This is a genomic window from Psychrobium sp. MM17-31 (genome assembly GCF_022347785.1).
Taxonomy (GTDB): Bacteria; Pseudomonadota; Gammaproteobacteria; order Enterobacterales; family Psychrobiaceae; genus Psychrobium.
In genome coordinates, this window is sequence record NZ_JAKRGA010000001.1 from 38,471 (window position 1) to 54,648 (window position 16,178).

The window sequence follows — 16,178 nt, forward strand, 5'->3', positions numbered from 1 at the left end:
AGATGAACGCTAGAATAAATGCTTCTTCCTGAATATATCTTCAAGCGCACACCAGTTGCTGAGGGTACTCTCTGTGCTGCGGTATTATTTTTAACCAATACAATTGCGGAGATCAAGCAAAAAAAAGGACCATTCCCCTAACTAAATGTTAAGTGAATGATCCTAATATGAATTTATTGTGAAATATTTTTAACGGCGAAAGCGACGAATAAATAATCCAGCTGTTGCCATCAATAGTGCGCCAATGCCAAATCCAGCACCTTGACGTTCTTGTTTGTAATCAGCAGAGTCTTCTTCCACGACACTACAAGCTTCACCTTCAGTTGGTTTTAAAATTACGGCACGTGGAATCTGCTCAGTAATTGGTTCACCTTGTGAGTTAGTATCGAAAACTGGTTCACCATTAGCGTCGACCACCAGTTCCTCAACTGCCCCTTCGGTCGTTGAAGGCACTTCATTACCCTTATCATCTACCCAACGGGTTTTGACGCGAGGAAGTGTTACAAGTGCTGTGGCAATGATATTTCCATCTTCATCAATTTGCGCAGCATCTACTACTGTAATATCAGCATCGTAACTAATTTTCTGTTCATTACCACCAGTCGCTTCAACTTGATACTTTTTCCAATCGCTACCAACTTGGACATAACCTTTAGATTCACACGTCAATAAATCATTCAAGTCACTAAAAGATTTATCATTATGATTATAAATAAAGCCATGAGTACGACGACCAAAATCAACTTTCTGACTATCAACTTCTATCGAGCCAACAACCTGATTCTTATCATTGATACCTTTGGCATTAGAGGCGAAATCTGATTCACTAGAAGAAAAATCATTCGGGAAGGTTAATGTAGTATTCTCGCTATTTGCGTCATAAATGAAGAATTTCTTGCGAATAAAACCACTAATATTTTTCTCCATAAAGCCAACAACCAAATCATTGTTGTTTATCGCGTTAGCACTTGAGTAGCGCCAGTCTGTCTCGCTGTGATCCATTAGATCAACCACTTTTTCATCTTTAAATACTACAGCGACATCTAAACGATTCGAGTATTTTTTATCATTATCACGAAATGTTTTACTACGCCCAACCGCAATTCCTTTATCGTTAACACCGAGAGCAATACTGTTATATGAATCGGTATCAGTGTCGTTAATTGGAGTCGTCAAAATACCCAATGGTTTTGGATTGGATAGCTCACCATTACTGTACTCCCAACTATACGCTTCAAGATAGTATCTAACTGCTGAATTGTTTTTGCTACCGTCACTAAAGCCTCTAGCGCAAACTTGTAATGGCACTGTTTCTTTGTACGTATCGAGACAGTTCGAATCAATATTGGTTTTCGAACTATATTCAAGGCCTGTACTTGCATAGCCAACCACTAGGCCGTTGTTATTAATTGATGTTAATCCACTTTGGCCACCATAGATTGAAAACTCCGGCGCAAAAGTTTTGACAACACCATTATCAATCACAAGTGCACGTTGCGAATAGTCGTATACATAGAAAGGGTCATCTTTGTCAGCGTTATCATCACTCTGATCAGGATCATCAATAGCATAAGCTGCTGAGCTTGTGGTCCCTACAATCACACCAGTGTCAGAAACATCAAACGCAAATGAATCAATTGTTGAAACTTCGCGTCCATCTCGCGTAATTGATTCGTCAAACACTTTAATAAATTCAGGAAGCTCATTCGTATCGAACTTAAAAATAGAATTGTTAGATTGCGGAATCAGTTTCACTACCCGCAATGGATTTGTACTGCTATTGGATGCTTGTGCATTAAGCTGTGTAAGTGAAACATCAACGCGATTATTGTTGATCGTATTTTGATCGTCTTCACTGAGAAGCGGTGCAAAAGTGCCAGAAGCGCCACCTAAAATATCACCACTATTATTTAGTGTAACCCCAAAGCCACTGCGACTATTTTGGATGGTGCCATTAACTTTGTAAAATTCATCGATATTTTCAATTTTGTAAACTGTGGCTGCTTGAGCGCCGAAACTAGCCGCTAGTGCAAGGGCGAGTACTGTCGGTTGTAACTTTTTGTTCATTATTGTTCCTGTTACCTGCAAAACGTCTAACATTCACTTGTGGTGTAGCCGTATGCGAACTTCTCATTTAATTGCAAAGCATTATTCATGGGAAAACGCTTTGATGCAATTAAAGTTATGTTTTTATTTGTAAACGCCGTATTACAGCGTTTACCTTAAGGACTAAGTAAAGACTCGTAACCTGTCAAAAGGTTCAGCTTAATCTTCAAAACTTGCCAAATATTCCCAGCGCTCCATCGCCTGCTCTAACTCTTCATTCAGTTTGGCAAGTTTATCGATTTGTGGCTGCGTTTCAGAAACTGGCCTGGTAAAAAAGTCGGCTTGTGCCATAGCTTCTTCTAGCTGCCCTATTTCATCTTCTAAGGCTTCCATTTTATCCGGCAGATTATCGAGCTCTCGCTGGTCTTTATAACTAAGTTTTGCTTTCGCTTTTGCCTTTACAGGTTCAGCAGCTTTGATCTGAGCTTGTTCTTCTGCCGCTTTCTTGGCAGCAATTTGCGCTTCATGGGCTTGCGGATCAAACAATGAGGCGCCTTGATTCATAGCATCTTCATAACCGCCAACGTATTCACTTAGCTGACCATTAGCACCAAACCACCAGCTTGAAGTCACTGTATTATTAATAAATTCACGGTCATGGCTCACTAACAACAAGGTGCCGTCGTACTGATGGACAAGTGATTCTAACAGCTCGAGCGTTTCGATATCCAAATCATTGGTTGGCTCATCCAGTACCAATAAGTTGTTCGGTTTTAAAAATAATTTGGCCAGTAACAAGCGGTTTTTCTCACCACCAGATAACGCACGCACAGGCGTACGGGCACGTGCAGGAGAGAATAAGAAATCTTGTAAATAGCCTAATACATGGCGTGAACGACCGTTGTGCATCACATCGTCTTTACCATCACCGACATTTTCTTGTACGGTTTTATCGAGATCTAACGCGGCGCGGTGCTGATCGAAATAGGCTACATCGAGCTTAGTACCGGTCTTAATTTCACCGCTTTGTGCTTCAAGCGAGCCAAGCAACATTTTAAGTACAGTAGACTTACCACAACCGTTAGGGCCAACTAAAGCAATACGATCCCCGCGCATTACTTGAGTGGTGAAATGTTTAACGATGGTCTTGTTTTCCCATGCGTAACTAATGTCATCGACTTCAAACACTAACTTGCCAGATTTAGAAGTACTGGCCAGTGACATCTTCGCCTTGCCAACCACTTCACGGCGCGCCTTACGCTCACGACGCAATTGCTCAAGGGCACGAACACGGCCTTCATTACGAGTACGGCGAGCTTTAATGCCTTGGCGGATCCAAGTTTCTTCTTGCGCTAACTTTTTATCAAAGAGTGCGTTTTGCTCTTGCTCAACACGCAGCGCTTCTTCTTTCGCTGTTAAATAGGCATCGTAACCACCCGGCCAAGACGATAGCTTGCCGCGATCAAGATCGATAATACGGGTTGCCATCGAGCGAATAAAGGCGCGATCATGACTGATAAAGACAATGGCACCTTTAAAATCAAGCAAGACTTTCTCAAGCCAGCCAATAGCATTTAAATCCAAGTGGTTAGTTGGCTCATCGAGTAATAATACGTCTGGCTTTTGCACCAGCGCTTTCGCTAGTGCCGCTTTACGTAGCCAACCACCTGATAATTCACACAGTTTCTTGTCAGCAGGCAAGGCTAATTGCTCAAGCACTGTATTAATATGGGTTTCAAATAGCCAAGCATTATTGTTATCCATCTGCGTTTGCAGTTTAGACAATTTCGCCATGACCTCGTCGCTGTAATTCGTTTCCATCTGATGCAGTACTTGATGGTATTTAGCAATAAGTTCACCAACATGAGCAATACCAGAAGATACAAAGTCAAACACTGTCATTTCTGCTTTTTCTGGCGGATCTTGCTCTAAACGCGCGACCACAATCTCATTGTTGTAATGCAGCTCGCCGCCATCTAAGTCCATTTGTTTGGCGATAATCTTCATTAAGGTAGATTTACCAGTACCGTTTTTACCCACCAAACACACGCGCTCGTTAGCGTTTACCTGAAAGTCGGCGCCGTCTAAAATAACGTGAGTACCAAAGGCCAATTGGCCGTTGCTCAATCTAATTAACATCTGTGTTTATCCTAAAAATGCTTGTAGCTGTGGCAACTCAAACGGCCAGCCTAGTTCTTGTTGTTGCTGGTTTAATACCACAGGAATGCGAATACCGTAACGCTCAACTAATTCACTGTCATCGATAATATCCACCACGCGATACGCAACTTGTAACTCGTCAAGCTGCGCTTGTGCTAATTCACATAGATGGCAGCCATCGGTGGAATATAAAATTACTTCCTTGCTCATAATCGAGTAATTTCCCAACAGTTGTGGATCTTTTGATTGCCTTTAAAATCACGCGGAATCGTGTGCTGTGTCACTTCCTCAGCGTGTAAGCCAATGCCCTTGATATCACGATGGTTCATCTTAAAAGTGCGCGAGTTATTTGAGAAAATAATCAAGCCATCTGGGCGTAAAATGCGTTTGAGTGCTTTGATTAACTCAACGTGATCGCGATTAACATCGAACGAGCTGTCCATACGCTTTGAATTTGAGAAAGTTGGCGGATCGATGAAAATCAAGTCAAACTCTTGCTGACACTCTTTAAGCCACGCCAAACAATCCATTTGAATAAAGTGATGCTGCGGCCCAGTTAAACCATTAAGCTTAAAGTTCTCTTTCGCCCAATCAAGATAAGTACGCGACATATCAACGCTAGTGGTTGATTTTGCGCCGCCTAAGCCAGCGTGAACCGAAGCCGAACCTGTGTAACAAAACAGGTTAAGGAAATCCATGCCTTCGGCTAACTCACCAAGTTTACGACGCGTTAAGCGATGATCTAAAAACAAACCGTTATCGAGATAATCAGAGGTATTGATCAAGAACTTGGCGTTATATTCTTGCACCACAAACTTATCTTTTTGCTCGTTAAGCTTTTCGTACTGATGCTCGCCTTTTTTCACCTCGCGTACCTTGTACACCAAGTCTTCACTATCAATATCAAATAAGTGGTCGATAGCAATAAAGGCTTCAATAAGACGCTTTAAGGTCTTGCTTGGATCCATATACTTTGGCGCTGCATATTCTTGCACTATCCATTTATCGCCATAACGATCGATAGCCAAGTTAAAATCAGGTAAATCGGCATCGTATAAACGATAAGCGGTAATGCCTTCGCTCTTAGCCCACTTACTTAAAGTTTTATTGTTTTTAAGCAGACGATTAGCAAAAGGTTCTGTTTGTTTTGAAATGGACTTGAGCGCGCCATCACCAATAGCGTAGTTAGCAAGCATCGCTTCTAACTGACCGTTATACAATTTATATTTTGAATCAGGTGCGAGACGAATAGCGGTAAGCAGTTCAATGGATGAACTAAATACACTTAGGTTCCAACCGCTAAATTTCGCTTTTACCGCTTTAGCAAAGCTGTGGTAAGTAAAGATAAGCGGTAATAATTCACCTAAACGCTCACCATAAGGCGGGTTTGTCACAACAAAGCCTTTTTGATTACCAAACGGCGGTTTAATATCTAGCGCGTTACCCACTTCAAAACTGACTAAATGCTCGACACCTGCGCGGCGCGCATTATCACGAGCAATGTTTAACACGCCAGAATCCATATCACGGCCGCGAATACACAGCTGCTTGCGCCCTTTGCTTTCATCCGCTTTTGCTTGTGCGTCTGCTTTAATTTCTTGCCATAATTCAGGCTTAAAGGCTTTCAATGATTCAAACGCAAAGCGCTCGCGAGTCAGTGATGGCGCAATATTCGCCGCCATTAATGCCGCTTCAATCACCAAGGTGCCACTACCACAGAATGGGTCGAAAAATGGCTTACGCGTTTCCCAGCCACTACGCATAATTAATGCAGCAGCTAAATTTTCACGCAGCGGCGCTTCACCGGCATTCGAGCGATAACCGCGTTGCTGTAGCGAACGACCTGAAAAGTTAATTGCCAAGGTAAGCTTGTTATTGACCATGCGACATTCGATGCGAATGTTGGCGTTTTGCTTATCGACATTCGGACGCTCAAAGCCACTATCGCGGAATTTGTCGACGATGGCATCTTTGGCCTTTAGTGCACCAAATTGCGTGTTATTAATGAAGTTATTAGTACCGCTAAACTCAACGGCAATAGACTGACTGGCATCAAAATATGAATGCCAGTTAACACGATAAACAACATCGTACAGATCTTGTGTGCTGTGTACCTCATCCGTGTGCACAGATAATAAAATACGGCTAGCCAAGCGCGACCACAAACAAATGGTATAAGCCTCCGCTAAATTCGCTTTAAAACGCACCCCAGCAAGAGATTCTTTAACCTCTACCCCACCTAAAGATTCAATTTCTTGTACTAATAGGTATTCAAGCCCTTTGGGGCAAGCGGCGAAATATGGCAGCATATTTAATGTCTCGGTCTAACTATAAAGCGCGCAATTATACGTGTTTTACGGCACTAATACATTAGTTAACCGCAAATACTTGTACCGCCAATCACAAAATACAGACATAAAAAAACACCGAGTAATGAGAGAGTTACTCGGTGTTTTTTAAATAAATTAACGTTAGTGGCTAACCGCGATAATAACGCTGTTCAACAAATGGCATTTTTTCAATGCGCATTGGCAGTTTTTTACCACGCACATCAGCAAATACTTCAGTACCTAATACTGCATATTCAGTCGCTACATAGCCCATAGCTACTGGCGCGCCACGAGTTGGGCCAGCTGTACCACTGGTTACTACGCCAATTTCTTCATCGTCACTATTAAAGAGTTTCGCTCCTTCACGTACTGGCGCTTTACCAAGGCCAAGCATACCAACGCGTTTACGAGCAACACCTTTGGTGGCAATTTGATCGAGAATAATGTCAGCACCAGGGAAGCCGCCAGCGCGTTCTCCGTCAGTGCGGCGAATCTTGCTAATAGCCCATAGAAGGCTTGCTTCAACTGGCGTTGTTGTTGGATCGATATCATGACCGTAGAGACATAAACCAGATTCTAAGCGCAGTGAATCACGTGCCCCTAGACCAATCCACTCTACTTCTGATTCAACTAATAATTTGCGTGTTAGACGATCGGCGTGTTCCGCTGGAATTGAGATTTCAAAACCATCTTCGCCAGTGTAGCCAGCACGACCAACAATCACATCCACACCATCGAACGAGAGTACGCGAGAGTCCATAAATACCATATCAGCAGATTCAGGTACTAAACGCTCAAGCACCTTCGCCGCTTGTGGACCTTGTAGAGCCAGCAATGCACGCGATTCCATCACCTCGATTTCAACTTGATCGCCAATATGTTGCTGCAAGTGAGCAATATCTTGCGCCTTACACGCGGCATTAACGACAACAAACAGATGATCGCCAAAGTTACTCACCATTAAGTCGTCTTGTAAACCGCCCTGCTCATTAGTGAATAACGCGTAACGCTGCTTGCCAACAGGTAAGTCGATGATATCAACAGGCACTAATGACTCCAGTGCTTTGGCCGCATTCTCACCGTGAAGTTTTAATTGTCCCATATGAGAAACATCAAACAAGCCAGCCGCTTCACGGGTGTGTAAATGCTCTTTTTTAACACCGAGGGTATATTGCACAGGCATATCATAGCCAGCGAACGGCACCATTTTTGCCCCTGCTTCAAGGTGAAGATCGTAACACGGGGTTTTAAGTAATTGAGAATCAGACATAGGAACTCCAATAACCGCCCATAAATGGGCGGTTTTATTGATTTATAACTTTAAGGGGGGAATAATCGGTTAGATTATTCTTGAGATTGAGACTTTTGCTCTTTCATACACTCAGGCACTGCACCGTTGCTAGCAAAGTATTCTTTAGTAAGTTTGAATACTACAGGGCTTAGTAGTGCAATCGCGATTAAGTTAGGAATCGCCATTAATGCGTTCATTGTATCAGCTAGTAACCAGATAAACTCTAGAGAACCCGCTGCACCTACTGGCACTACAACAATCCAAATTACGCGGAATGGGATAATAGCCTTAACACCGAATAAGTACTGAACACATTTCTCACCGTATACACTCCAACCTAGGATAGTTGTGAAAGCGAATACTGTTAGAGAGATTGCAACAATGTAGTTACCTAGTGGTAATGAGCTACCGAATGCTGCTGATGTTAATGCTGCACCTGTTTCACCAGAAGTCCACTCACCAGATACGATAATCGCTAAACCAGTGATAGAACAAACGATTAGTGTATCGATGAATGTACCTAGCATCGCCACTAAACCTTGAGCTACTGGGTTTTTAGTTTGCGCTGCTGCGTGAGCGATAGGCGCACTACCTAAACCAGCTTCGTTAGAGAACACACCACGTGCAACACCAAATTTAATCGCCATCCAAACTGCTGCACCAGCGAAACCGCCTTGCGCTGCTGTACCAGTGAATGCACTTTCTAGAATTAGCGCAAATGCAGCTGGAATTTCAGAAGCATTAACCACAAGTACCGCGATACCACAGGCAATGTAGAATGTCGCCATCATAGGAACAAGTTTACCCGCTACATCACCGATACGCTTGATACCACCCATTAGCACTAAGCCAACAAGAACCATCATCACGACACCAGTAATCATTGGGTCAACACCAAAGTTTGACTCAATAGCGTTTGCTACTGAATTTGCTTGTACAGTGTTACCGATACCAAAACCAGCAACCATACCAAATAAAGCAAACGCAGTACCTAACCACGTCCATTTACTCGATAAGCCGTTTTTGATGTAGTACATTGGACCACCAGTGTGGTTACCATTTTCGTCTACTTCACGGAAACGTACTGCTAATACTGCTTCGGCGAATTTAGTAGCCATACCTACTAACGCTGTACACCACATCCAGAATAATGCACCTGGACCACCAAGGAAGATAGCCGTTGCTACACCTGCGATATTACCAGTACCGATAGTAGCTGATAGTGATGTCATTAACGCGTTAAATGGACTAATTTCACCTTCTTTTGAGCCGTCTTTGTCAGGGATGCGACCACCCCACAATAGTTTAAAGCCTGTGCCTAATTTCAAAATAGGCATAAGTTTTAAACCAAAGGTCAAAAACAGACCCACGCCAAGAATCATGATAAGCATAGGTACGCCCCACACGACTCCATTAATGGCTGAGATAATCTCACTGATAAATTCCATAAAAACCTCGTTGTATTGTTATATTTATAATTGCCGCAACAAAGTTTGCCACGACAAAGGGTTTATCATTTTTAATCGGAGGTGACTGCGAATATCTTTGTTAGCACACCCAAAACAATCGTTTCCGATAGGAAACAAATTAAATCGTTGAGAAACATAACGCAAGAACTTTTTCACTTTTCATTAACACACCGACCGTATCACCATAAGATAACAACATAAAAACAACAACTTAAATCTGCACCAACCAGTAACACTGCGATTACAAGTAGCAATATTTGATTTTATTTCACGAATAACTCAGCAAATAATGGTAGATAATTCCCCTATCTACTTTCCATAGACACAGCCTAAAAATAGCTATATTGCTACATCCAAGCCCTAGCACAGAGAGAATTCGTGCCTCTTAGTTACTCGAATCCCAATATCAAGCCTTATGCTACTATCCAAAACCCAACAATGAATATTGTATACAATGTTTACCATGATCACTTTTATTTCCAATAGGAAACTTTTTTGTTGATTATGAAATTCGAGCCTGTTATGTTTGAAAAATGTTAACGAGTTATTAACAACAAATGATTGCCACTTAAAACGAGTTATATAGCGGCCACATTTGAGCAATAGACCTGCATTAACTCAGTTTTATTGCACGCAATAACAAGAAAAATAGGAAACAGATATGAGCACTAATCAAACCAAATTTGCAAAAAGCCACGAATGGGCACGAGATAACGGTGATGGAACAGCCACCATTGGAATTTCAGATCACGCACAAGAGCTTTTAGGCGATGTAGTGTACGTCGAGTTACCTGAAGTTGGTGATGACGTGACAGCGGGCGAAGGCTTTTCATTAGTAGAGTCTGTTAAAGCAGCATCCGACGTTTATGCACCGCTTTCTGGCGAAATTATCGAAGTCAATGAAGCGCTAGAAGACGAGCCAGAACTTGTTAATGCCTCACCACTAGAAGACGCATGGATTGTAAAAATTAAGATCAGTGATGACAGCCAATTTGGCGACCTATTAGACGAAGCCGCCTATCAAGAAGCGATTTCAGAATAACTATCGAGGTTTTGAATGTCAGTAATTAATTCAACACTCCCGTTGTCTGCACAACTTAGCACAAGTGAAGAGTTTATCGCTCGTCACAATGGTCCTGACGTTGCCGAACAACAACACATGCTTAGCGCTATCAATGCTTCTTCTATTAAAGAGCTTATTGAACAGACACTACCAAGCAATATTAAACTGTCTTCACCTATGGGTTTAGCAGCGCCTCAATCAGAAGTCGAGATGCTTAAAACCTTAAAAGCCATGGCAAACAAAAACATTGTCAATCGCAGCTTTATTGGTCAAGGCTATTACGATACCCACGTACCGCACGTAATCCTAAGAAATGTCCTAGAAAACCCTGGTTGGTACACAGCCTACACGCCGTATCAACCTGAAATCTCACAGGGCCGTCTTGAAGCGCTGCTAAATTATCAACAAATGATCGTTGATTTCACTGGCATGGAGTTGGCAAACGCTTCCCTACTTGACGAAGCAACCGCCGCAGCGGAAGCAATGAGCTTCTGTAAACGCGCTGGTAAGAATAAAAGTAATAGCTTCTTCATTAGTGACGATGTTCATCCGCAGACTATCGACGTATTAAAAACGCGTGCCCAATATTTTGCATTCGAATTGATCATCGCTCCTGCCAATGAACTAGAGCAACATGATGTGTTTGGTGCACTCGTCCAATACCCGGGTACAACCGGTGAAGTCACCGACCTTAGTGGGCTAATCGAAAGTGCCCACGCCAAGAAAACGCTAGTGGCTGTCGCAACAGATTTACTCGCACTCACCTTATTAAAATCGCCAGGTGAAATGGGCGCAGATATTGTCATTGGTAGCTCTCAACGCTTTGGCGTACCAATGGGGTTCGGCGGTCCTCACGCGGCATTTATGGCGACTAGCGAGAAGCATAAACGTACCATCCCAGGTCGTGTAATTGGTGTCTCTATCGACAGCAAAGAAAAGCCTGCTCTGCGTATGGCAATGCAAACACGTGAACAACATATTCGCCGTGAAAAAGCGACCTCAAATATCTGTACAGCACAAGCCTTATTAGCAAACATGGCTTCTTTCTATGCGGTTTATCACGGCCCACAAGGGCTAAAGAACATCGGGCGTCGTGTACATCATTACACAGCAATCTTTGCTCATGGTCTGGCAGCACGCAGTTTTGACTTTGCGCATCAGCACTTTTTCGACACGCTTACGATAAACACTGGTGATGATACAGACACCATCTATCAAGGCGCGCTAGCTCAAGGTGCAAACCTAAGAAAATTTGCAGATCAATTGGGGGTTAGTTTTGACGAAACTACCACAACTACAGATATCGAAATGTTGTGGCAGATCTTTACCGGTGAAAACCTCAACTTTAGCGATGTTGAAGCTAGCTATAGCCAATGTGAATACCACCACATCCCTGAGCAACTGCGCCGTACTAGTGAGTATTTAACACACCCAACATTTAATCGCTATCACAGCGAAACACAAATGCTGCGTTACCTAAAGTCATTAGAAAATAAAGACTTTTCATTGACTCACGGCATGATTCCATTGGGCTCATGTACTATGAAACTCAATGCAACTGCACAAATGATCCCAGTTACTTGGCCAGAGTTTGGACAAATGCATCCATTTGCACCAAAAGATCAAACAATTGGCTATCAAGAACTCGCAGCAAGCTTCTCAGAAATGTTAGTGAAAGTGACGGGCTATGATGCATTCTCCTTACAACCAAACTCTGGGGCGCAAGGTGAATATGCTGGACTAATCGCGATTTCTAGATATCACGAGTCACGCGGTGAAGGTCATCGCAATGTTTGTCTTATCCCAAGCTCTGCCCATGGTACCAACCCAGCCAGTGCTTCGATGGTGTCGCTGCGTATTGTGATTGTTAAATGTGATGATGACGGCAATGTTGATTTAGAAGATCTCAAAGACAAGATTGAACAACACCGAGACCAACTGTCTTGTATTATGATCACCTACCCTTCAACACATGGTGTTTACGAAGACGGTATTACCGAGATCTGTGAACGCGTGCATGAAGCTGGCGGCCAAGTCTATTTAGACGGCGCCAACATGAATGCGCAAGTGGGTTTAACGTCACCAGGCTTTATCGGCTCTGATGTATCCCATTTAAATCTACACAAGACTTTCTGTATTCCACACGGTGGTGGCGGCCCAGGTATGGGACCAATCGGTGTTAAATCTCATCTAGCGCCATTCCTACCAGGTCATGGTGTGCACAACACCGGCGGCGCAGTATCAGCAACTGACCTTGGTAGCGCTTCGATTTTACCTATCTCTTGGGCATATATCGCGTTAATGGGAGATAAAGGACTTACTCAAGCGACTGAATTAGCAATCTTAAATGCTAACTACATTACAGAAAAACTCAGTCAGCACTACCCTGTCCTTTATCGCGGTAACAACGACCGTGTTGCCCACGAATGTATTATCGATTTACGCGATTTAAAAGAAAGCAGTGGTATTAGTGAAGAAGACGTGGCCAAGCGACTAATGGATTACGGCTTCCACGCACCAACCATGTCTTTCCCTGTCGCAGGCACTTTAATGATAGAGCCTACCGAAAGTGAATCACTGGAAGAACTGGACAAATTCATCAATGCAATGATCGCCATCCGCGGCGAAATTGCCAAGGTGGAGTCTGGAGAATGGACCCTACAAGACAATCCTCTGGTACTAGCACCACACACCATGAGCGATTTATCTGAACCACAATGGGAACGTAGTTATAGTCGAGAAATCGCCTGTTTCCCTAACAACGCGGCCAAAACCACTAAGTTCTGGCCAACAACCAATCGAATTGACAACGTTTACGGCGATCGCAACCTCATTTGTAGCTGTCCGCCTATCGACGTTTATCAACAAGATTAACCCTAAATCGTGGCTAAACGTGCTTAGCCACACTTTAGCTACGACTTTGTAGCGACAATTTTGATAGTAAGAAGGAAACACAATGAAAAACTTAAAACTAAAAACTGCATTACTTCCTTTAGTTATCGCAATGCCAGTATTTCAAGCATCTGCTGATGATAATGTGAGTAAAGCGCAATTAGAAAAACAACTTGAAGTTATTTCAAAGCGCATTGCAGCTTTAGAAAGTGCAGAAGGCAAAGCTGAGAAGAAATCTGACGGTAAAACTCAGTTCAATGTTTACGGCACACTACGCCCTACTTTCGGTGTAACTAGTGGCGATTCAGAAGATGTATGGGATGTTGGTGATGCACTATCACGCGTTGGCTTTGCCACTTCACGTGAGCTTGGTAATGGCATGACGGCATTTGCTAAAGGTGAATTCAAAGTTAATATCCAGCTTAACGGTGATTTCGGTGAGGCACGTAAAGCCTACGTTGGCCTAAAAGGCGACTTTGGCCGCGTTGCGATTGGTAAGCAAGCAACGATGCAATACAACATCATTGCCGATCCAGTAGATATCTTTAACCGTGCCAGCACGCCCCTTGCTTACGATGATGCTAGTCCATTCCGTCAACAGCAATTGGTGTCGTACAGCAAGAGTTTCGGAAACCTAGCATTTAGCATGGCAGGTCAGTTCAAAAAAGAAGACTCACTAAATGAAGGTAGTGATTTGTTTAACGCTGGTGTTAAATACTCTGGCGACGGCTTCACACTAGGTGCAGCTTATCTGACTAAAGATCTGGCAGGCATTGATGAAAATACTTTTGGTGTGTCAATGTCTAAAAACGTTGGCGATCATTACGTAGCGTTGTCATATCAAGATATCGACCGCGGTGGTAACGGCCAAGATCGTAGCTCATTAGACGTTGTTGGTGCGTTCAAAATTAGCGACAGCTATAAACTGAAATTGGGTTACTCGAACTTTGCAGATGACCTCGGCGCAGCAGAAACCGCAGAAGTGACTCGTATTAATACGACGTTAGAATGGCATTTGGACAACGATTTTTACACCTTCGTTGAATATCAAAATAATAACTTCAAAGAGCGTGAAGACAACAACCAAGTAATGGTTGGTATGCGTTACAACTTTGACTACAAATTCTAAGCTTAACACTTATACACTTCTCTCCAAGGTAAAGGGCGCATTTAGCGCCCTTTTTACTTTTAGTTTTAAGTTTTAAGTTTTAAGTTTTAAGAAGACATTTTAGCCATCTCAACTAGCTTCACTGTTTTATCTTTTTCTCCATAAACATAAAGCGCGCACTGGCCATAGCTATCCGGTACTGTCCACTTTGTATCTTGTGCAATCTTATAGCTTAGGAATTTATTTTCACACCGCACATCCATTTTCCTAATCGAGGATACATCACCAGTAAAACCAAATGAATTACGTGCTAATTGATAACGCCATACACCTTCTTGACTAAACTTTCCTTGCACTAAGTAATTTTCGTTGCCGTCAATATATTGCTCAATACGTTCAGTAATTTTACGCACACGGGGATAAAGTAATCGCTCTTTATCTAATCGCTGAATCTCCTTTGCAGTATAAAAAGCGTCAATAAACTCTTTTCGGTTCACTTCTAAATTAAATAAACGCGCCAGACTATTTAAGTGCTCGCTGATGCCAAGTAGCGGTTTATTGGCGCTAGAGATTCGAGACAATGCTTGCATTTCACCGTCAATATCCCCGCTCATTTGATAATAGCGTGCCTCGACATTAGAAAGCCAGGCATCTTCGTATAGATTCCATGCGCCACGACTTCGCTGTTTATCAATGAGTTCTCGTGCTTCCTCTAGATCATTACTGTCTAGTGCTTTGGTAATCTTTTTATAAACAGACACAAATTTTCGTCTTGCACCTTCATCACCGTTTGAAAGTGTAAAATCCATTCTGACGCTGTTTCTACATTGCTCAATTGCTTGGCCATTAACTGTAGTTGGCTCAAACTTCCAACTATTGATTGCCTTGAGTGTCGCTCGATCAAATACTTTCGGATTTGAAGATTGCTCGATAATTGGCGAGCGAACACCGCCCTCTTTATCAATCACAAAACTCACGACAACCCAGCCTTCTTGACCTCGCCTTGCAGCTTCAATTGGATATTTAGGCGAAATACGCTCAATAGGTTTCCCCCGCTTGATTTCCTCAAGCAATAAATCAGGAGATTGATCAATATCGTCTGCTATTACAGACGTGGAAGAAACGAGGAGCGCCAATGGCGCCAAGAAAAAGCGATGCATATCCTTGCCTTTTTTAATTAAAATAAGGGTGAGTATAGTAAGTTATTGATTAAATTGAAATAGCGTTTTACTAGAGGCGTGAAACTTAAGCGGCACTAACGTTTTGGCTAGTTTCAAACTTCACTGGCACCAAGCGATCATTCATCACTTTGATAAGCTCGAATTGATTGAGACATTTCACGTCATTGAGGGTGTGTGATTTCTCTATTAGTAATAACGTCGAGGCATTGGGATTGCTTTCAACAACGACATAATGTCTTGCTTCACACGTTGATTGCAACTTAACAACATTACCCACTATCGCACTAGAAACCGACGAAGCGGCTTCAAAAAACCAGCTTTTTGGCATCAATGGCTTATAGAAACTCTTTGCGGTGACGCAGTTAAGGGTAATTTGATAGATAAAATCTGTTGGCACAGGTAATTGGCCGTCGAGTTTTTCAAAAAATGTGGTGAAATCCTCACCCTGCTCTATCGACATGTGATCATTAGCAAAGGCGTCATTGACTAAATGACGTTTTTCAAACGCAGATACAAACAACATACCACCACCCATATCGAGTGTTAGTTTATTTTGCTTGTGACAGAAATTCCATTTCCAGTCTTTGTTCGGCTTAATGTGCACCAAATTACCTATTTAGTAGACTATTGAATCGATT

The 16,178-nt window shown here is 42.6% G+C and carries 11 protein-coding genes; 3 read left to right on the plus strand and 8 right to left on the minus strand.

Going from position 1 to position 16,178, the window contains the following annotated elements:
* Window positions 1-189: 189 nt before the first annotated feature.
* The 6 genes from MHM98_RS00125 to MHM98_RS00150 form a co-directional block, all read right to left on the minus strand.
* A complete protein-coding gene (locus MHM98_RS00125) occupies window positions 190-2,067 on the minus strand; it encodes a DUF3466 family protein (RefSeq protein WP_239436967.1) in 1,878 nt (625 codons plus the stop codon).
* 198 nt (window positions 2,068-2,265) lie between these two features.
* Window positions 2,266-4,185, minus strand: a complete 1,920-nt coding sequence (locus MHM98_RS00130) for an ABC transporter ATP-binding protein (RefSeq protein ID WP_239436968.1) — start codon at window positions 4,183-4,185, stop codon at window positions 2,266-2,268.
* A 6-nt stretch (window positions 4,186-4,191) separates the two neighbouring features.
* Window positions 4,192-4,416, minus strand: a complete 225-nt coding sequence (locus MHM98_RS00135; protein WP_239436969.1) for a glutaredoxin family protein — start codon at window positions 4,414-4,416, stop codon at window positions 4,192-4,194.
* Window positions 4,413-6,515 (minus strand): bifunctional 23S rRNA (guanine(2069)-N(7))-methyltransferase RlmK/23S rRNA (guanine(2445)-N(2))-methyltransferase RlmL, encoded by a 2,103-nt coding sequence (rlmKL, locus tag MHM98_RS00140; RefSeq protein ID WP_239436970.1) that lies wholly within the window; start codon window positions 6,513-6,515, stop codon window positions 4,413-4,415. Before rlmKL ends, MHM98_RS00135 begins: the two co-directional genes overlap by 4 nt.
* A gap of 169 nt (window positions 6,516-6,684) precedes the next feature.
* Window positions 6,685-7,806: a glycine cleavage system aminomethyltransferase GcvT gene (gene gcvT, locus MHM98_RS00145; protein WP_239436971.1), complete on the minus strand. Its 1,122-nt coding sequence runs from the start codon at window positions 7,804-7,806 to the stop codon at window positions 6,685-6,687.
* Between the two features lie 74 nt (window positions 7,807-7,880).
* A complete protein-coding gene (locus tag MHM98_RS00150) occupies window positions 7,881-9,275 on the minus strand; it encodes a sodium:alanine symporter family protein (protein WP_239436972.1) in 1,395 nt (464 codons plus the stop codon).
* A gap of 682 nt (window positions 9,276-9,957) precedes the next feature.
* On the opposite strand from MHM98_RS00150, the gene gcvH reads away from it, so the two are divergent.
* From gcvH to MHM98_RS00165, 3 genes are all read left to right on the plus strand, one after another.
* Window positions 9,958-10,338, plus strand: coding sequence for a glycine cleavage system protein GcvH (gene gcvH, locus MHM98_RS00155; RefSeq protein WP_239436973.1), 381 nt, complete (start codon window positions 9,958-9,960; stop codon window positions 10,336-10,338).
* Between the two features lie 15 nt (window positions 10,339-10,353).
* The gene (gene gcvP, locus MHM98_RS00160) at window positions 10,354-13,233 is read left to right on the plus strand and encodes an aminomethyl-transferring glycine dehydrogenase (protein ID WP_239436974.1); all 2,880 of its coding nucleotides are present in this window, start codon (window positions 10,354-10,356) and stop codon (window positions 13,231-13,233) included.
* A gap of 82 nt (window positions 13,234-13,315) precedes the next feature.
* A complete protein-coding gene (locus tag MHM98_RS00165; RefSeq protein WP_239436975.1) occupies window positions 13,316-14,380 on the plus strand; it encodes a porin in 1,065 nt (354 codons plus the stop codon).
* 86 nt (window positions 14,381-14,466) lie between these two features.
* On the opposite strand, the gene MHM98_RS00170 is transcribed toward MHM98_RS00165, so the two are convergent.
* Both MHM98_RS00170 and MHM98_RS00175 read right to left on the minus strand, forming a co-directional pair.
* Entirely contained in the window at window positions 14,467-15,504 is a 1,038-nt protein-coding gene (locus tag MHM98_RS00170; RefSeq protein WP_239436976.1) for an energy transducer TonB, read from the minus strand.
* A 100-nt stretch (window positions 15,505-15,604) separates the two neighbouring features.
* Window positions 15,605-16,144, minus strand: coding sequence for a cell division protein ZapC domain-containing protein (locus MHM98_RS00175; protein WP_239436977.1), 540 nt, complete (start codon window positions 16,142-16,144; stop codon window positions 15,605-15,607).
* Window positions 16,145-16,178: the final 34 nt, after the last annotated feature.